This window comes from Negativicutes bacterium, from assembly GCA_021372785.1.
In the GTDB taxonomy this organism is placed as follows: domain Bacteria; phylum Bacillota; class JAAYKD01; order JAAYKD01; family JAAYKD01; genus JAJFTT01.
Genome location: JAJFTT010000004.1, coordinates 12,893 through 31,161, shown reverse-complemented (window position 1 = coordinate 31,161; position 18,269 = coordinate 12,893). Strand labels below are relative to the sequence as shown.

Here is an 18,269-nt window from a genome sequence, read left to right as displayed (position 1 = left end):
CGGATTCTTCGGCAGATATGCTACTGTGGCTCAGTTGGTAGAGCGGCGCACTCGTAATGCGCAGGTCGCCGGTCCGAATCCGGCCAGTAGCTCCAAATAAAAAACGGATTGATTGGCTGTAATCAATCCGTTTTTTATTTATCGGCTCCGTTGTCAGCAATGCAGAGAGGATCAGCAAGGCATTTTGACCGGCGGCAAGGGAAATACTGGTAATGCTGCCTGAAATATGATATAATAAAAATATCTTTTCAATGGTGAGGAAGAGCCAATTGCATAAAAAGAAAGTGATTGTTCTGCCTTATGATCCAAACTGGCCCAACGAATTCGCAAAAATCAAATCGGAGCTGGCAGCCGCCTTGCCGCTGCCCAATCTTGAGATCGAACATGTCGGCAGTACATCGGGGCCGGGTTTAGCGGCAAAACCGGTGATTGATCTGGACTTGATCATGGGAGACGATTTGTTTGGCGAAATCAAACAGAGACTGCTGGCGGTCTTTTATATTCATGAAGGAGAACTTGGCATACCAGACCGGGAAGCATTTCAATAAAGCGGAAAGCCGCATCGGATGAAGCGCCGTCTCTCTGTTTGTGCCAAGAGCAGCCTGGAATGGCAAAGGCATATTGCTTTTCGGGACCGGCTGCGCGGCCATGCGGCTATGTCTTGATTCTCTGAAAAAGGCTACGCAGAGCGGGTGGTATTGTCGGTCGAACCGGAAAATAAAGTTGCGCAGAAGTCATATCGCAGTGACCGCTTTCTGCCGACCGGCGGATGCAGTGACGGTGAAATCGAAATGGCGATGCAATGGACAATGGACTATCGCTGAAGCGACAGCAGCAAGAGCGCACGAATCGGCGCAGCAAATCGCTGAGAAAGAGGAAAAATGGGAAAACAACAAAAAAGGATTGCCAAAAAAGTGCGTTTGGTCTCTCTAACAGCGGAGAATCTCAAGCAATGTCTGGCTCTGGAAGTAAATCCGGAACAAGAGTATTATGTTGCCTCCAATCGTCAGTCCTTGGCGAAGGCTGCGGTAAATAAAAGCGCCAGACCTTTTCTGATTATGGATGGAGAAACCGCTGTGGGCTTTGTCATGTTCAATGTAAAAAAAGAAAAAGACTATTATGAGATCTGGCGTTTCATGATTGATCAGGCCTACCAGGGCTGCGGTTATGGCAAAGCTGCCATGCGCCTCTGTATGAGTTATCTGAAGGCTGCCGGCGGCAGCCGGGCTGTTCTGACTTGTATCGGCGATAATGAACCGGCCAGGCAATTATACCGCAGCTATGGTTTTGTGCCAATCGCCCAGGGAGGCGATGAGATTGATATGGCAGCTGAGCTCATCTAAGCGAACCTCCCCGGCGGCAGCGGTCTGACCCGCTGCGCAAGAGACTGGGGTAAAAAAAGCTCCTCCCGGAGGACGGCGTTTCCTGCCGGGGGGGTACATAAAAAAACCCGGCAGCAAACCGGGGATTTTTATTTTCAAACTGGATTCAATTAGAGCGCTCTTTGCACTTTGCCGGAACGGATACAACGGGTACAAACTTGCATACGTTTAGGAGTTCCTCCTACGATCGCATGCACGGTCTGCAGGTTTGGCGCAATCGTTTTATGATTCCGATTACCACGTTTACTGACATTGTTGCCTGTGGTCATGCCCTTACCGCAAATTTCACATACTCGTGCCATGGTTCCACCTCCTTTGGTGTTGCCAAGTGTTGAACAAGCTTAGTTTAACATAGATTGAAGGAGTTGACAAGCTGTGCTTAGAATAATTTTAAATAATTCTCTTTTCATTTTATGGAATACAGTGTAGAATGGTATTGAGCCATTTTCTTGGGCAGTTCTGTTCAAGAAGCAGGTGGCAGCAGATTCATTCCGATCAAATTCATACAGTCAATTACTGAAAATAAGCATAGCAGAAACGGAGGAGAGTCATGTGGCAGAAGAGCTAACGAAAGATTTCCTGGATGCTGATGATCTGTGCAGGATGTATTTTGCCGCAGCCAATCAATTATTGAAGCAGCGGGATCAAATCAACGCATTGAATGTTTTCCCGGTTCCGGATGGAGATACCGGTACGAATATGTATCTTACGCTCAAATCAGCGGTCGACGAGCTGTCAGCCATGGATCATTTAACGGTGGGTAAAGTGACGGGCGCGATCAGTATGGGTGCTCTGATGGGGGCACGGGGGAATTCAGGCGTTATTTTGTCTCAACTGTTTCGTGGCTTTAGCCGTCAGATGGAAAACAAAGAAAAAATCAACACCGGGGATTATGCCAAAGCAATGCAGGAAGGGGTCAACGCCGCGTATAAAGCAGTGATGCGCCCGACCGAAGGGACAATTCTTACCGTTGCCAAAGAAGCAGCCAAGGAAGCGTTGGTCAATGCGCGCAGTCATAAAGACTTCGTTGTTTTTTTTGAATTGATCGTGAAAAAATCAGAGGAAGCGCTGCAAAAAACACCTTCGCAGCTGGCCGTCTTAAAGCAGGCGGGTGTGGTGGATGCCGGCGGCGCGGGTTTACTGGCGATTTATCAGGGCTTTCTGCAGGGGATTAGCGGTAAGGGAGGAGAGATTGAATTGCCTGTTGAAGAAAAACCGCAATCCTCATCTCCAACCAGCGTTGCCCAGAGTGTAGTGCAGAATTCAGCGGAGATTGAGTTCGCCTACTGCACCGAAATGATTATTCTCGGCGAAAAGTTGGATCAGGATCACTTGCTTCAGGAATTGACTCCTTTGGGTGATTCTCTGATGGTGGTTGGCGATCCGAAAATCTTAAAAGTCCATGTGCATACCAACCATCCCGGCAAGGCGCTCGAATACGCTTTGGCGATGGGCAACTTAAGCCGGGTGAAAGTGGAAAATATGCGGGAACAGCACCACCATCTGCTGCTGCAGAATGAAGAGCAGACGGCGGCCGGCGAAACTGCTGCCCCTGTGACAGAAATGAAATCGGCCGGCGTTGCTGCGGTGGCAGCCGGCTCCGGTCTGATTGATATTTTTCACAGCCTTGGTGTGGATTTTGTGGTGGAGGGCGGCCAAACCATGAATCCCAGCACCGAGGATATTGTCAAAGCCATCGGGCAAGTGCCGGCTGAACATGTTTTTGTGCTGCCCAATAACAAGAATATTATTCTTGCCGCCGAGCAGGCGGCAGGGCTGAGCGAGAAAAAAGTTTATGTCGTTCCCACCAAGAATGTACCACAGGGTATCGCTTCCTTGCTTGCCTTCAGTCCGGAATCGACTGATTACGCGGCAATGCAGCAGGCGATGCTGCAGGCAGCCAATCTCATCCGCACAGGGCAAGTCACGCATGCGGTACGTAATTCCACGGTGCAGGGACAAGTCATTGCCGAAGGCGATTATCTGGCGCTCTGTGAGGATGATATCGTAGGGTCGGGTTCCGATATGGAAATTGTGCTCAAACTGCTGCTGAATTCCCTGCTGCGGGATCATCCGGAGATCATCACGATCTATTATGGGGAAGAGGTCAGTCAGACAGAGGCAGAAGCGCTGCAAAAGCAGCTGCAGGCAGATTATCCTGATCTGGAAGTGGAATTGTATTATGGCGGTCAGCCGGTTTACTATTATATCCTATCTGCCGAATAGAAATTTTTCAGTGAGGAGGCCGTGATGGATGCGGCCTCTTTTTAATGTTGCGGCGCAAGGAGAGGAAGCAGTGGCAAAAGAAATGAAAACAGCAGACCCATTTTCTCTTCGGCAATTATCCGGTCTGGGCCCGCGCCGTCTGGCTGCCCTGCAGACGGCCGGCTGCCATGATTTGCTGGATTTGCTGAATCGATTTCCAAAAACCTATCGGCGGCAGCAAAAAATGCTTGCTTTCCCCCCTCAGTCCTTGCCGGAACAGGATGTTTTGCTCGATGTGCAAGTTCTCGGAGCGGGTGCCATTTTACGTCAGAAAAAATTGAATATGGTTCGTCTGCCTGTGCTGGATGCGGCGGGAAATCGCCTGACTGCCATCTGGTTCAACCAACCCTACCGCAAGAATCAATTTGTTACCGGTGAGCAGATCTGGCTTCTGGGCAAAGCGGAGCAAAAAGGCAATTTACGCAGCATTTTAGTCAAACAAACAGGCAAGGGACCAGGCAGCGGCGGGCTGCAGGCGGTCTATTCGCTGCCGGAAGGCATTTCGCCAAAACTCTATCGCAGTTGGCTGCAGCAAGCCCTGGCAGCTTTTCCAGTCCTCTGGACGGAACCTTGGCCGCCGGAGTGGGAGAAATTTTTACCATGCAGCAGCAGGACCGCTTATCAGCAGATTCACTTCCCGCAAAGCGAAGCGGAACTGCATGCGGCGCAGCAGCGTTTATTGTTTGATGAAATGCTGATGCTGCAGCTGCTGCAGGCTGAACCCAAAGCCGAGTGCGGTTATACTCAAGCGATTCCGGACAAACGCCTGGCAGCCTGGCGGCAATCCTTACCGTTTCAGCTGACCCGAGCGCAGCAGCGCGTCATCACAGAGATTCGAGGTGACATGCTGCGCCCGACTCCGATGCGCCGTTTTGTGCAGGGAGATGTTGGCAGCGGCAAGACGGTTGTCGCTGCCGCCGCCCTGCTGCAGGCGGTTCTGAACAATCATCAGGCGGTCCTGATGGCTCCCACCGAATTGCTGGCCCGGCAGCATGCCAGAACCTTGCGGCAACTTTTGCCGCCGGAGATCGATGTATTGCTGCTGACCGGTAAAAGCAGCGCCGGCGAGCGGCGTCTGGCTTTGGCGGCAGCTGCGGCGGGGCAGCCAGGTGTCTGGGTTGGCACCCATGCGCTTTTTGCCGAAACACTGACTTTTCAAAATTTGAGTCTGGTCGTGATTGACGAACAGCATCGTTTTGGGGTTCTGCAGCGGCAGCAACTGCTGGCGCATCGCCTGCCGGTACCCGATTGCTTATCCTTATCCGCAACCCCAATCCCGCGCAGCCTGGCGATGCTGCTCTATGGCGATTCTTCCTTAAGTATTTTGGATGAGCAGCCGCCGGGGCGCCTGCCGATCAAAACAGTCTGGCTGAAAGAGCAGGCCAGAGTGGAGAAATTGGTTGATTTTTGTTTAGCGGAAATGCAGCAGGGGCGTTCTGTTTATTGGGTTTGTCCGAGTATTGAGACAGACGAAGAAGCGGCAGCGGCGATGCCTTCCATTGAGGAACGCGCCAAGCTGCTCAGCCGGCGCTGGCCTGCAAAATATTGGGCTGTTTTACATGGCGGTATGAAACCGGCTGAGCGTTTCGAGGTGATGAATCGCTTTGCCGACGGAAGACTAAAAGGACTCTTGGCGACGACGGTGATTGAAGTTGGCGTCGATCAGCCGACTGCTTCGGTGATGGTGGTGGAAGGAGCCGATCGTTTTGGTTTGGCCCAGCTGCATCAGCTGCGCGGCCGGGTCGGGCGCGGGCAGGATCAGGCTTACTGTGCCCTGCTGAGCGCACCTAAGCTGTCCGGTTTTGCCGAAAAACGGCTGCAAGCGCTCTGTGACAGCCAGGATGGCTTTTATTTGGCTCAGATGGATCTCGAACTGCGGGGCCCCGGTGAAATTCTTGGCACCGATCAAAGCGGTTTTACTGATTTTTTGATCTTCCGCTGGCAGATCGACGAGACAATTCTGCAGCTGGTGAAAGACTGTGCCGGAAAAATCAGCGGTCAGGCAGGGTTGCTGCGGCAGGAACAGTGGCAATGGATTCGTCACTGTGTAACCAGGCTCAATTGAGCAGCTTAGAAAAAAACAGCGCAGAAGAAAATCAGTGAGGTGATGGTTATGCGGATTATTGCAGGTTCTGCCAGAGGCAGACGCTTAAAAACTCCCAACGATGAATTGACCCGGCCGACCTCGGACCGGCTGAAGGAATCCTTATTCAGCATCCTGACTCCCTGTCTCGCCGAGGCGCAGGTGCTGGATGTCTTTTCCGGCAGCGGCGCCTTTGGTTTGGAAGCGATCAGCCGGGGTGCGGCTTATGCGACCATGATCGAACTGCGGCCGGAAGCAGCTAAAATCATTCGCGATAACATCGCCGGCTGCGGCTTTGAAAAACAGACGCAGCTGATCGAGGGAGACGCACTCAACTGGCTGCAGAGGCTGCGTTTGCCTGCGGCGGTCGATCTCATTTTTATGGATCCGCCCTATCATTTGGGCATGGCGGAAGAAGCCGTGAGAGTGATGGCAGATGCCAAGTGGCTGCAGCAAACGACGCTGCTGATCATCGAGCATCATCAAAAAGATGCGCTGCCGCAGCAGTTTCCTGTTTGGCAGCGCTATCGTCAGCTCCGGCAAGGGGAGAGCGTCATTTCGTTTTATCGCTATGCGGCGGCAAGAGAAGCGGAGGAATTGCAGTGAAATGGCTGCGGCAGAATAAAGGCTATCTGATTATATTGGCGGTCTTATTGACGCTGGAAATCGCTTTCTTTTACTATCCCTTGGATTATATTGTCTATTATGATGGGCTGGCTACCAATTTGGCGCCCTATATCACTGTTTCTGACGGTGACACGGACGATACCGGCGGCTTTTATATGCTGAGTGTCTATACAGCACAGGCCAACGGCGCAATTTGGCTGCGGGCTCAGTTTGATCATAATTTGGATTTAAAAGCCAAAGGCGCCGTGATACCGGCCGGCATGACGGTTGAAGAGTATGATGAGCAAATGCTGAAAAATATGTCGGAAAGCCAAAAAAAGGCGGTTCTGGTCGCTTTGCAAAAAGCAGGCAGAAGCGTCAGCGTCAGCGGCGGCGGTGTGGAGATTGCCGATTTTACACCGGCCTGCACCCTCAGGGAGCAGCTGCAAATCGGTGATGTCATTATGGGTTTTAATGGGAAAAGGATCATTCTGAATGAGGATCTGCAGCGCGCCTTATTGCAGGTGCAGGTCAATGACAGCGTGGAATTGCAATTGCTGCGGCAAGGCAACAGCCTGACTCTGCCGGTCAAGGTAGGGCAGGATGCCGGCGGGGCGGCAAAGCTGGGCATCTATCTCAGCCAAGTCGCCTGGGATTTGAGCTATGACGGAGAAATCAGCTTTTCCGATCAGAACATCGGCGGCGGCTCGGCCGGTTTGATGATGACGCTGGAAATCATCAATCGTTGTCTGCCGGAAGATCTGACGCGAGGGCATCAAATCGCCGGTACCGGCACGATCCGCCTGGACGGCAGCATTGGCGCCATCGAAGGTGTCAAGCAAAAACTGCATGCCGCCGAAAAAGCAGGTGCCGGGTATTTTTTGGTACCGCAGGAGAATTATGAGGCGGCACGCAGTTTGGCTGCCACGATTACCGTGATTCCGGTGCAAACGCTGGACGATGCGCTGCAATTTCTGGCCGGCCTGAACCCGGCTCCGTAAAAAGGATACTTTATGAAACCGCCACCGGCTGTTGCCGGTCCCAGTGCAGCTGGCTGCGCGCCTGTGCATCGGTAAGACCGAGCCGCCAGAGATCTGCTGCCAGCAAATCATAAGCGAGCATGGCGGCGGCTGACGGTGACAATTCACGCATTTGCTTCTGCGGTTGGGTGATCAGCGGGATGCTTGAGTGGCTGCGCCATTGGTTCAAGAGAGCCCGACCGGTGCGATTGTAGCCCAGGACTACGGCATACTGCGCGGGGCCCCGGTAGAGCGGTTCGGCTGTTTTATCAATCTGCAGCAGAAGATGACAAAGACTGCGCTGCAAACGGCTGTAGGGATAACGTTTGGTCTTCACCTCTTGCAGGAAATCTGCTAGGCTGTCGGCATTGCGGTTGGCATAGAAACGATTTTCCAGGCCTTCGCTGAGCTCCGGCAGCTGAGCGAGCTTTGCCGGAGAAGCGGTGCGCAGCAGCAGTAAGATGGCCTGTTCAAAAGCCTGCAGCGCATAGATGACCCGTCCGGCAGTCAGCTCCTGCTGCAAAACTTCATAACTGCCGGGTGGAAGATACTCTTTTAAACGGGTGAAGCCGCCTTCCGCCATCGTTTTGCGGATGGCGGTGGCGCTGGCCAGCGGCTGCAGGCTGCTGTCCAGATAACCGGCGCCTTGCCGTTGAATTGGCAAAGGGAGCAGAGCACTGTGCTGTTCTTGGATCGCCTGCAGATAACTGAGCGCCAGGGTGTTATTGGGCTGCTGCATCAAAGGCGCCAGGTCCGCGTACTGCGGCAGGGAAGCAATGGCCAGCATCTGGGTCTTGGCATGGTTGTTACCCAGCGACTGCAGCTGTTTCGCGGCTGCGGCGATGGCGTCTGTGCGCAGCGCTGCGCTTAATTGCAGCAAATCAGCCGGGTTTGCCGCTTCACAGCCGAAACTCAAGTGGGTGATGCCGGGTAATTGACTGAGCAGAGAGACGCCGCCGCCGGCAAAACGATCGGCATTGGCACTGGAATAAACGACCGGCAGCTGCAGAATTAAATCGGCTCCCTGCTGCAGGGCCGCTTTGGCACGCTGCCAGGGCTGAATCAGGGCGGGGATGCCGCGCTGGGTAAAAAAGCCGCTCATCACAACAATCACAGCTTCTGCCGCTGCGGCAGCTTTCGCCTGCTGCAAGTGATAGGCGTGTCCCGCATGAAACGGGTTATATTCCGCGATAATACCCACAATTGCCAAACCAGGCACCTCCTTCGTTTTTATTTTTATTGTATCAAAGCTTTCCGATCAGATCAAGCAATATTCTGCAAACATTTCCCCCGGTGCATCTTGACAAAAACGTCAGAAAAGGATACAATACTTTGCAGACTGTTTTGAGGTGATTCCATGATCATATCCGTTGCTGAGTTAAAAAGATTGGTCGGAGACCAAAAATCCGCATGCTGGCAGGAAGAGATTGCGCATTTTGATCTGAGTGATCTGGATATGCATTTATTACAGCCGGTGGATGCATCGATACTCGTGACCAATGCGGGAGATCGTTTTTTGGTCACCGGTCAGGCTGCGGCGCAGCTGCAGCTGACTTGCTGCCGCTGTCTCGTGGAGTTTCAGCAGGTGCTGACCTTTGATCTGGCGGAACAGTATTTATTTGTTCCGATGGCAGATGTGGAAGAAGATGACTCTGAAGAGGACGCAGACTCGAAAGAAGATCGTTTTTTACCGGTGTTGGCAGCAGATCAAATTGATGTCAGCCGTTTATTGATTGAAACCTTCTTCAGTCAGCTTCCCATGAAGCCGTTGTGCAAGGAAGAATGCCTGGGTCTATGTGATCAATGCGGTGCCAATCTCAATGAAGGTCCCTGTGATTGTCATCAGAATGTCACAGATCCTCGTCTGGCTGTACTCAGTCAATGGCGGAAGAAGAATGTAAAGTGATTCAGAACCCGCCTTGTGATCAGGCGGTAATGATAACACCGAAGAAGGAGGTGTGAAGAATGGGTGCTGTTCCCAAAAGCAAAACATCCAAGGCTCGCCGTGACAGTCGTCGTGCCAACAGTTTCCGTCTGGGCGTTCCCGGATTAGCAGAATGCCCCCAATGCCACAAACCAAAACTATCCCATCGTGTATGTCCCAATTGCGGATACTACAACGGTAAGGAAGTTGTTACCGTACAGGAATAAGTGAATAGGTCATTCGTGTATCACGCATGAGGGAAGCCTTTGAATACGTAAGCAGTACGTTTCCGGAGGCTTCTTTTCTTGCTTTTTGGCGGATGATTCAGTATAATAGGATTTAAGGATGTGAGCAAATGAAACGAATTTCACTGGATTGTATGGGTGGGGATCATGCTCCGAAAGCGATTGTGCAGGGCGCTGTATCGGCGGCGGCTGAATTCGGCTTGGATTTGCTGCTGGTAGGAGATGAGTATGCGATCGGCAAAGAACTTTCCGTGCTGCATACGAAAGGTTTGAAAATTGAAATCGTTCCAACTACGCAGGTGATTGGTTTTGAAGATGCGCCGGCGCTGGCGGTGCGTCGGATGAAAGATTCTTCCATGGTGGTAGCGCACCGTTTGGTGAAAGAGGGGAGGGCGGAAGCCGTTTTTTCCGCCGGCAATACAGGCGCCCTCCTGGCTTGCGGCTTATTTGTTTTAGGCCGCATGCAGGGTGTGGAACGCCCTGCCCTGGCGCCGTTGCTGCCGACCGTGGATCACAAAGCTGTTTTATTGTTGGATTCCGGCGCCAATGCCGAAGCAAAGGCGAATCATCTGTTGCAATTTGGTTTGATGGGCAGCAAATATATGCAGTTTGCCCGCCAAGTGGAAAACCCAAGAGTCGGGCTGATCAACATTGGTACGGAAGAAGAAAAAGGCAGTCCGCTCTATCAGGAAGCGTATCAGCTGCTGAAAAAAGCCAGGCTCAATTTTGTCGGCAATCTGGAAGCCAGAGAACTCTTTACCGGAACGGTCGATGTGGCCGTCTGCGACGGCTTTACCGGCAACGTGATTTTAAAGCTGACAGAAGGATTAGCCGTGACGTTTTCCGAAATGATAAAGCAGGAACTCTATGCGGATCAGCGTGGCAAGCTGGGTGGTCTGCTGATCAAACCGGCAATGCACCGTTTTAAAAATCGCCTGGATTACAGCGAATACGGAGCCGCTCCCTTGCTTGGGGTGAATGGAATCTGCCTGAAGGGTCACGGTTCTTCCGAGGCCAGGGCGATTTATTCCGCCCTGCGCGCCGCCAACGGATTTATTGAAAGCAATATCATCGAAGAGTTCCGTCAGATCATGGCTCAGAACGAGTCGGAATAATTGCAGGGAAGGGAGGTTGCCGATATGGATGTATTTGAGAAATTAAAAACGATCATTGTGGAAAAATTGAAAGTTGCACCGGAGAAAGTGACGCTTGCCTCTGATTTCAAAGCGGATTTTCAGGCTGATTCCATCGATTTATTCGAGTTGGTGATGACCATGGAGGATTCCTTTGGAGTGGAACTGGATGACGATGCCGTTGTGCAGATCAAGACAGTCGGAGATGCCGTTGCCTTCCTGCAAGCCAAAATGTAAAACAAACGCTGAGAGGTTGTCTGATAAGCGGGCAGCCTCTTTTTGACGAAGGAGCAACAAGGTATGGAAGAGACCGCATTACAGCAGGCGTTAGGCTTGCCGGTCAAGGCAGCGCCGCTGCTGAGAAGAGCCTTGTGGCATAATTCAGCGATTTATGAGGCTGGGTTGACACCGCTGCAAGGCAATGAACGATTGGAATTTTTAGGTGATGCCGTGGTGGAGTTGGCGGTATCCCGCTGGCTTTACGAAACTTATCCGGCAAGCGCCGAAGGAGAAATGACAGCGCTGCGGGCGGCTTTGGTCTGCGAGGAAAGTCTGTCGGCTTGTGCCCGCCGTCTCGGTCTTGGCCAATGGATCAAGCTGGGGCGCGGCGAACGGGAAGACGGCGGAGCGGAAAAGCCGGCGATTCTGGGCGATTTAATGGAAGCGGTTCTGGGAGCCGTCCTGTTGGAATACGGTTTCGAGCAGGCTGACCGCATCATTCGCCGCGAATTGCTGCAAAATATCGATCCGTTTTGCTATCGCGACAGCCTGACGCACTCCTGGAAAAACCGCCTGCAGGAATTGACCCAAGGCAATGGCATCTCATTGAAAATCAGCTATACGACCGAAAAAACCGGGCCGGATCATGCCCCTCTCTTTTTATCCCATGTCTTCCTGGGAGAGGATCTATATGGTGAAGGCGAAGGGAAAAGCAAAAAAGAATCGGAACAGGCGGCTGCGCGCAGCGCGCTGACCCGGTTGCAGCGTCAGTTGAATCAAGACGAGAACGCAGGCAGGGGAGTGGATTAGTTTGTACCTGAAAGCAATTGAATTGGTGGGGTTTAAATCTTTTGCAGAGCGTGTTCGTCTCGATTTTGCCGACGGTATGACAACCATTGTCGGTGCCAATGGCAGCGGCAAGAGTAACATCATCGACGCGGTGTTATGGGTGATGGGTGAGCAGAATTCCCGCAATTTACGCGGGGCGAAGATGGAAGAAATCATTTTTTCCGGCAGTGAAAAGCGCAAAGCGGTCGGTATGGCGGAGGTCACCCTGCTGATCGATAATCAAACCGGTCTGCTGCCCATTGAGTATGAAGAAGTGGCAGTCAAACGGCGGTTGTTTCGCGACGGCACCAGTGAATATTATATCAATAATCAACATTGCCGCCTGAGAGATGTGGTGGAGTTGTTCCTGGATACCGGCGTTGGCAAAGATTCTTTTTCCATCATCAGCCAGGGTCAGGTGGATGCGATCATCACCGATAAACCGGCCGAGCGGCGCGTAATTATTGAAGAGGTAGCCGGCATTTCCAAATTCAAATACCGTAAAAAAGAAGCCGTGCAGAAAATGGAGCGGCTGCAGGAGCGGCTGCAGCGGGTGGATGATATCATCGCCGAATTGGATACGCAGCTTACACCCCTGCGGCTGCAGGCGCTCAAAGCGGAGCAATATCTGCAGATCAAAAAGAAGCTGAACCAAGCGGAACTGGCTTTTTATGCCGCCGAATGCGAAAAAAACGAAACGGAGATCACAACTGCCGAGCGGTTGTATCAGAAGGATCAGGATCAGTATGCGGCTGCGCAGGCAAAATTGGCGGCGGAACTGGCGATTCTGGAAAAGTTAAAACTGCAGCAGATCCAGGCAGATTCGGCGATCGACGAACAAAACAGGAAAAGCAATGCGCTGGGTCTGAGCGCAGAACGGCTGCGCGGTGAAGAAAAGACGCTCAACGAGCGGCTGCAGAATTTACAGCAGACAAGACAGCGGTTAACAGAAGCCGGAGAGAGCAATCGGCTGCGCCGTCGGGAATCTGTCAAACGGATAGCGCAAAGGGAGGCTGAGATTGCCGACTGCCGGCAGGAGCAGCAATGTCTGCAACAGAGTTTAAGCGCTGTCAATGAGGAATTACGGCAATTGGCGCAGCGGCAGCAGCAGCAACGGCAGCAGCGGGAGAGCATCAGCCGGCAGATCAGTCAGGCGGAGCAAAGTATCCTGCGGCTGCAGCTGCAAGCGGAAAGCCTGCGTTTGGAAACGGAAGCGCTGCAGCAGCGTTTGCAGGGTTGGGACAGCGAGCAAAAGCGGTTGGACGGCGAGCAACTGGCAGCCGAAGCAGCCTTTCAGCAATGGCTGACGCAAACCGAAACCCTGCAACGGCAATTGCAGCAAAGTCAAACGATCAGCAGTCGTTTACAGGCGGAAGCTGCGGCTTCGGCCGCTGCTCATCAGCAGAAGGAACAACAGCTGAAATTGCAGCAGGAGCAGATCCGGCTGAAGAGTGCTCGTCTTCACACTCTGATTGATCTGGCGGATCAGATGGACGGCTATCAGCGCGGCGTCAAAGCGGTGCTTGCGGCCAAGAAAAACCGGGTAACGTCCATGGAGGGTGTCGTTGATTCGGTCGCCAATTTATTCAGCGTGGCTAAAAAATATGAAACTGCCCTGGAAGTTGCTTTGGGCGGCGCCTTGCAAAATTTGGTAGTGAAAGACCCGCAGGCAGCGGAACACGCCATCGATTGGCTGAAACAGCAAAAAAGCGGCAGAGCAACCTTTTTGCCGCTGACAGTAGTGCAGGGACAGCGGGATGCCGGTCTGTGGCAGCGCATTTCCGCCAAACCCGGTGTGCTGGCTCTGGCCACGGATCTCGTGCAATGCGAGCCTCTCTATCGAAAAATCGCCGATCATTTGCTGAGTGGCGTGATCGTGACCGATAATCTGGCCACAGCCGGCCGGTTATCGGCAGAATTAGCCTACCGCTATCGGATTGTCACCCTGGAGGGAGAAGTCATCTATCCGGGTGGCGCCGTCACGGGCGGCAGCCTTTATCAGCGCGGTGTTGGCTTACTGGGGCGTGAACGCGAAATCAGACAGTTGGAAGAGGAGTTGGTTCAGGAGAAAACGGCTGCTATGCAACTGCAGACAGAATTGACACTGCTGCATCAAACGATGCTGCAAAACGTGGCAGAGGCAGAAAAGCAGCAACTGGAGACGGAACAGCTGCGGCAAACAGAGAACACGCAAAAAGAAAGCAAAGCGGCGCTGCAATGGAAACTGGCACAAATTGCGGAAAACCGGCAAATCTTCAGCAAAGAAGAACGGCAGGCACGGGAAAAAATCGAACGTTTAGCACAGGAAAGACAGCAAATTGTGCAGCAAACGCAAACCGAGACGGAGCAAAAAAGCGAATTGTCGGCTCGATTGGCTTTGGCGGATGCAGAGGAGGATGAGCAAAAACGTCTTCAGCAGGAAGAGGAGCGCAATCAGCTCAAACTCCGTTTGGCGGTCAACCAACAGCGCCTGAACGAACTGCAAAGGCAGCAAAACGAACAGCAGCAGCAAACAACGGAGATGGAAGCGGAACGGGAGGAGCTCGCCTCCAGCTTGGCGGCACTGACAATACAGGAAAGCGAAACCGCAGGCGAGATCAGCGCAATTCGCAGCGCTTTGCGGGATACGCTGCAACAGCAGCAGACGGCCGGGCAGCATTTAGCGGAGGTCAGGCGGAATCGTCTGAAATTCAGCGAATCATTTCAGGAACAGGATGACCGCATCGAACAGGCGCGCCGCAGCGAAGACGCAGCCCGGGAAGCTTCCTATCACAGCAATTTACGTCTCTCTCGCAGCCAAAACGAGCGCGCTTATTTAGCGGAAAAGCTGATGGCGGAGTACCAAATGCTGCCGGCGCAATTAAAAGAAATCGACCGCAGCGATCTGCCTGCCGCCGGAGAAGCCCTGACAAAAGAAATCACTCGGCTGCGGGCCGCTCTCAGAGAAATGGGTGTGGTTAATCTCGGCGCCATCGAAGAAAAATTACGTCTGGAAGAACGACGCGATTTTTTGGACAAGCAGGGGGCGGATATTCGCGAATCCTGCCAGGGTATTTGGAAAGTCATTGCCAAAATCGACAAAGAGATGCGGGAACGCTTTGAAGAAGCCTTCCGGCAAGTGGATCAGAAATTCCGGCTGGTCTTTGCGGAACTGTTTGGCGGCGGTCAGGCGCACTTGAGTCTGACGGAACCGGAGGATATGCTGACGACCGGTTTGGAAATCATCGCGCAACTGCCCGGCAAAAAAGCGGGTAATTTAAGTCTGCTTTCCGGCGGTGAGCATGCGCTGACCGCGGTAGCGCTGTTGATTGCTATCCTCCAGGTCAAGAAACCGCCCTTCTGTCTGCTGGATGAGATCGAATCGTCCCTGGATGAAGGAAATGTCAAGAAGGTCGCGAAAGTACTGAAAACATGCGCCGGGGATACGCAGATTATTTCCATTTCTCATCGCAAAGGTATGATGGAGGAGTCGGATGCGCTGATTGGGGTGACGATGCAGACTCCCGGCATCTCATCGATTATTTCGGTGCGCTTTCACGAGCGGGAAGAATAAGGAGTGGTTCGAGAATGGGTTTTTTTGAGAAATTAAAGCAAAGCCTGGCGAAGACACAGGAAGCTTTTGTGGGTAAAATCGATCAGGTTTTCTCCCGCTTTCAAAAAGTGGACGAAGAGTTATTTGACGAACTGGAAGAAATCATGATTTCCGCCGATTTGGGTGTCAGCACTACGGAGTTTTTGCTGACCAATGTGCGCAAGCGGGTGAAGAAGGAGCATATCGAAGAAGCCGCAGAAGTGAAACGCCTTTTACAGGAAGAAATGTCGGCAATCCTGAAAAGCGAGATCATGCCGCTGAATATTCAGGCCGGCAGAATGAATATCATCCTGGTGGTCGGCGTCAATGGCGTAGGTAAGACGACGCTGGTGGGAAAACTGGCCAATCGTTATCATCAGCAGGGCTTGAAGGTACTGGTGGCTGCCGCCGATACCTTCCGCGCCGCCGCCATCGATCAATTGGCGATTTGGTGTGAGCGCGCCGATGTGGAACTCATCCGGCATCAGCCGGGAGCGGATCCTGCGGCGGTCGTTTTTGATACGATCAACGCCGGCAGAGCCCGGCACAGCGATTTGATTCTGATTGATACGGCAGGACGTCTGCACAATAAATCGCACTTGATGGAAGAGATGAATAAGATCTACCGCATCATTCAGCGGGAAATACCGGACGCACCGCATGAGACCCTGCTCGTGCTGGATGCCACCACCGGTCAGAATGCGGTGCTGCAGGCCAAGGCGTTCAGTGAGGTGGCGAAGGTGACCGCCCTGGCTCTGACCAAACTGGATGGTACCGCCAAAGGCGGTATTGTGATTGCCATTGCGGAACAACTGCATCTGCCGGTCAAGTTGGTCGGTTTGGGCGAAGGCATTGAGGACTTGCGCGATTTTGATCCCTCTGTCTTTGTGCAGGCGCTGTTTGACCGCAGCAAAACCGCAGAAGTCAGCGAACCGCAAACTGAAAAAAAGACAAGCCTGCAATTTTTCGAGAAAGAGTGAAGAAGACCATGAGACCAAGCTATCGCTGCCCCCCGCAAATTGCAATAAACAGTCTCGGGCATCTGGAAACCCGCGGCATCGAACTGAGCGCTTTGGCTGCCCGTTTTGGGACGCCGCTTTATGTGATGGATGAAACTCTGATTCGTCAGCACTGCCGTGACTATTGGCGCGGTTTTGCCGATTATGCCAACGCTCAGATTGTCTATGCCGGCAAAGCGCTGTTGAATCAGGCCGTCTGCCGGATTATCGAACAGGAGCGACTGTATCTCGATGTGGTCAGCGGCGGCGAACTCTATACCGCTCTCAGCGCCGGATTTCCGGCGGAGAAGATACTTTTTCATGGCAACAATAAAACACAAGAAGAATTGCAGTTGGCGCTGCAGGCCGGCATTGGCCGTATCGTCGTTGATAATCTGAACGAACTGCAGCTGCTGCAGCAACTGACGCAAGAATTGGCTTGTCAGGCCGATCTGATGCTGCGCATTACTCCCGGTGTGGAAGCGCATACGCATGAATACATCCGTACCGCGCAGACCGACTCCAAATTCGGTCTGGGAATTTCCGATCCTCAGTTGCAGGACGCTATCCAGACGATCCTGCAAACGCCGCGTCTGCACCTGCAAGGCATTCATTGCCATATCGGTTCCCAGATCATGGCAGAGGAACCTTACAGCCTGGCGGTGGAACTGATGTTTGATTTGCTGGAACAGATCCGCAGCCGCTATCGGCTCACACTGCCGGAACTGAATCTGGGCGGCGGCATCGGTATCCGCTATACGTCCGAAGACTTGCCGCTGCAGCCGGAGGCGGCGGTGCGGCAGATCGCAGATCAGGTCCGTTTGCAGGCGGCAAAGCATAATTTCCCGCTGCCAAAATTGTTTGTCGAACCGGGACGCAGCATTGTCGGCGAAGCGGGCGTTACCCTCTATACCATCGGCGGCATCAAAGAGGTGCCGGGCATTCGGCGTTATGTTGCGGTTGACGGCGGCATGTCCGATAACATTCGTCCTGCTTTGTACCAGGCCGTCTATGAGGCGGTGGTGGTGGATAAGGCGAACCAGCCCTTGCTGCAGCAGGCCCATTTGGCAGGCAAGCACTGTGAAACGGGAGATATTCTGATCAAGGACCTGTGGCTGCCGGCAGTGGCGGCGGGCGATGTGATTGCCGTTTTTGCCACCGGCGCTTACAACTACTCCATGGCCAGCAATTACAACCGGGTGACCCGTCCGGCGATGATTTTAATCAGCCCGGCCGGCGCGGATTTGATGGAAGAACGCGAAACGGTTCAGGATTTGATCCGCCTGGACCGGATTCCGGCTCATCTGAAATAAGCAGGAAATTTATAAAAAGAAAGAAGTAGAAGTATGTTTGGTTTGAATTCGGATTTTCTCTTTTATATTCCGGGATTATTGCTGGCTTTGACGGTGCATGAGTTTGCGCATAGTTGGATTTCGTACCATTTGGGAGATCCGACACCGAAATTACAGGGCAGGTTATCTTTTAATCCTTTGAATCACATCGATCCCATCGGCTTCATTATGATGGTTTTGTTCCGCTTCGGCTGGTGTAAACCGGTGGAAGTTAACCCCTTCTACTATAAAAACAGACGGCAGGGTATGCTGATGGTGGCTCTGGCCGGACCGGCAGCCAATTTTCTGACTGCTTTGCTGGTCGCTGTCCTCTATGGCTTGCTGACCATCATCCTGCCCGCGTCACTCCTGTTCAATTCCTATTTGATCAAAATTTTGCTGGGTATCCTGATGTATAACGTCAACCTGGGCTTATTTAATCTGATCCCGATTCCGCCGCTGGATGGCTCGAAAGTCCTGGAAGGCTTACTGCCGGTCAAAGAGTCGTTTGCCTATATGAACTTCATGAATCGCTACGGCCTCCTGATTTTGCTGGCTGTGATGATCACCGGCGCTTATCGTTATCTGATCAGCCCGCTGGCCAATCTGTTCCTGAATGCATTGCTTGCCATTGTGCAAATGTTTATCTAGCGTGATTCGAGGTG

General features: G+C 52.7%; 17 protein-coding genes and 1 tRNA gene. 16 read left to right on the top strand and 2 right to left on the bottom strand.

All coding sequences use genetic code 11. From position 1 onward, the window contains the following. Window positions 1-19 precede the first annotated feature (19 nt). From LLG09_00410 to LLG09_00400, 3 genes are all read left to right on the top strand, one after another. Window positions 20-95, top strand: a tRNA-Thr gene (locus LLG09_00410). A gap of 174 nt (window positions 96-269) precedes the next feature. Then, a complete protein-coding gene (locus LLG09_00405; protein ID MCE5195597.1) occupies window positions 270-548 on the top strand; it encodes a GrpB family protein in 279 nt (92 codons plus the stop codon). A gap of 333 nt (window positions 549-881) precedes the next feature. Continuing rightward, window positions 882-1,343 carry a GNAT family N-acetyltransferase gene (locus tag LLG09_00400; protein MCE5195596.1) on the top strand — a complete coding sequence of 154 codons (462 nt, stop codon included), beginning with the start codon at window positions 882-884 and terminating at the stop codon, window positions 1,341-1,343. Between the two features lie 149 nt (window positions 1,344-1,492). Here LLG09_00400 and rpmB read toward each other — a convergent pair whose 3' ends face one another. Then, window positions 1,493-1,684, bottom strand: a complete 192-nt coding sequence (gene rpmB / locus LLG09_00395; GenBank protein ID MCE5195595.1) for a 50S ribosomal protein L28 — start codon at window positions 1,682-1,684, stop codon at window positions 1,493-1,495. Between the two features lie 250 nt (window positions 1,685-1,934). Between rpmB and LLG09_00390 the strand changes: the two genes are divergently transcribed. From LLG09_00390 to LLG09_00375, 4 genes are read left to right on the top strand one after another with little or no spacing between them, the layout of a single operon-like run. Then, entirely contained in the window at window positions 1,935-3,608 is a 1,674-nt protein-coding gene (locus LLG09_00390; GenBank protein MCE5195594.1) for a DAK2 domain-containing protein, read from the top strand. 28 nt (window positions 3,609-3,636) lie between these two features. Then, window positions 3,637-5,712 (top strand): ATP-dependent DNA helicase RecG, encoded by a 2,076-nt coding sequence (locus tag LLG09_00385; protein MCE5195593.1) that lies wholly within the window; start codon window positions 3,637-3,639, stop codon window positions 5,710-5,712. Window positions 5,713-5,754: 42 nt separating this feature from the next. After that, window positions 5,755-6,336: a 16S rRNA (guanine(966)-N(2))-methyltransferase RsmD gene (gene rsmD / locus LLG09_00380; GenBank protein MCE5195592.1), complete on the top strand. Its 582-nt coding sequence runs from the start codon at window positions 5,755-5,757 to the stop codon at window positions 6,334-6,336. Next, window positions 6,333-7,337, top strand: a complete 1,005-nt coding sequence (locus LLG09_00375; protein MCE5195591.1) for a PDZ domain-containing protein — start codon at window positions 6,333-6,335, stop codon at window positions 7,335-7,337. The genes rsmD and LLG09_00375 overlap by 4 nt, the downstream gene beginning before the upstream one ends. Window positions 7,338-7,347: 10 nt before the next feature. Here LLG09_00375 and LLG09_00370 read toward each other — a convergent pair whose 3' ends face one another. Further along, entirely contained in the window at window positions 7,348-8,556 is a 1,209-nt protein-coding gene (locus tag LLG09_00370; protein MCE5195590.1) for a nucleotidyltransferase family protein, read from the bottom strand. A gap of 156 nt (window positions 8,557-8,712) precedes the next feature. On the opposite strand from LLG09_00370, the gene LLG09_00365 reads away from it, so the two are divergent. From LLG09_00365 to LLG09_00325, 9 genes are all read left to right on the top strand, one after another. Further along, window positions 8,713-9,261: a DUF177 domain-containing protein gene (locus LLG09_00365; GenBank protein ID MCE5195589.1), complete on the top strand. Its 549-nt coding sequence runs from the start codon at window positions 8,713-8,715 to the stop codon at window positions 9,259-9,261. Window positions 9,262-9,320: 59 nt separating this feature from the next. Further along, complete coding sequence (rpmF, locus tag LLG09_00360) at window positions 9,321-9,506, top strand: 50S ribosomal protein L32 (GenBank protein ID MCE5195588.1); 186 nt, start codon at window positions 9,321-9,323, stop codon at window positions 9,504-9,506. A 128-nt stretch (window positions 9,507-9,634) separates the two neighbouring features. Next, entirely contained in the window at window positions 9,635-10,639 is a 1,005-nt protein-coding gene (plsX, locus tag LLG09_00355; GenBank protein ID MCE5195587.1) for a phosphate acyltransferase PlsX, read from the top strand. A 24-nt stretch (window positions 10,640-10,663) separates the two neighbouring features. Further along, the gene (gene acpP, locus LLG09_00350) at window positions 10,664-10,894 is read left to right on the top strand and encodes an acyl carrier protein (GenBank protein ID MCE5195586.1); all 231 of its coding nucleotides are present in this window, start codon (window positions 10,664-10,666) and stop codon (window positions 10,892-10,894) included. Window positions 10,895-10,957: 63 nt separating this feature from the next. Next, the gene (gene rnc, locus LLG09_00345; protein ID MCE5195585.1) at window positions 10,958-11,686 is read left to right on the top strand and encodes a ribonuclease III; all 729 of its coding nucleotides are present in this window, start codon (window positions 10,958-10,960) and stop codon (window positions 11,684-11,686) included. A 1-nt stretch (window position 11,687) separates the two neighbouring features. Then, window positions 11,688-15,257 (top strand): chromosome segregation protein SMC, encoded by a 3,570-nt coding sequence (gene smc, locus LLG09_00340; GenBank protein ID MCE5195584.1) that lies wholly within the window; start codon window positions 11,688-11,690, stop codon window positions 15,255-15,257. Window positions 15,258-15,271: 14 nt separating this feature from the next. Continuing rightward, the gene (gene ftsY / locus LLG09_00335) at window positions 15,272-16,255 is read left to right on the top strand and encodes a signal recognition particle-docking protein FtsY (protein MCE5195583.1); all 984 of its coding nucleotides are present in this window, start codon (window positions 15,272-15,274) and stop codon (window positions 16,253-16,255) included. Window positions 16,256-16,263: 8 nt separating this feature from the next. Continuing rightward, entirely contained in the window at window positions 16,264-17,586 is a 1,323-nt protein-coding gene (gene lysA, locus LLG09_00330) for a diaminopimelate decarboxylase (protein ID MCE5195582.1), read from the top strand. A gap of 33 nt (window positions 17,587-17,619) precedes the next feature. After that, window positions 17,620-18,255: a site-2 protease family protein gene (locus tag LLG09_00325; protein MCE5195581.1), complete on the top strand. Its 636-nt coding sequence runs from the start codon at window positions 17,620-17,622 to the stop codon at window positions 18,253-18,255. Window positions 18,256-18,269: the final 14 nt, after the last annotated feature.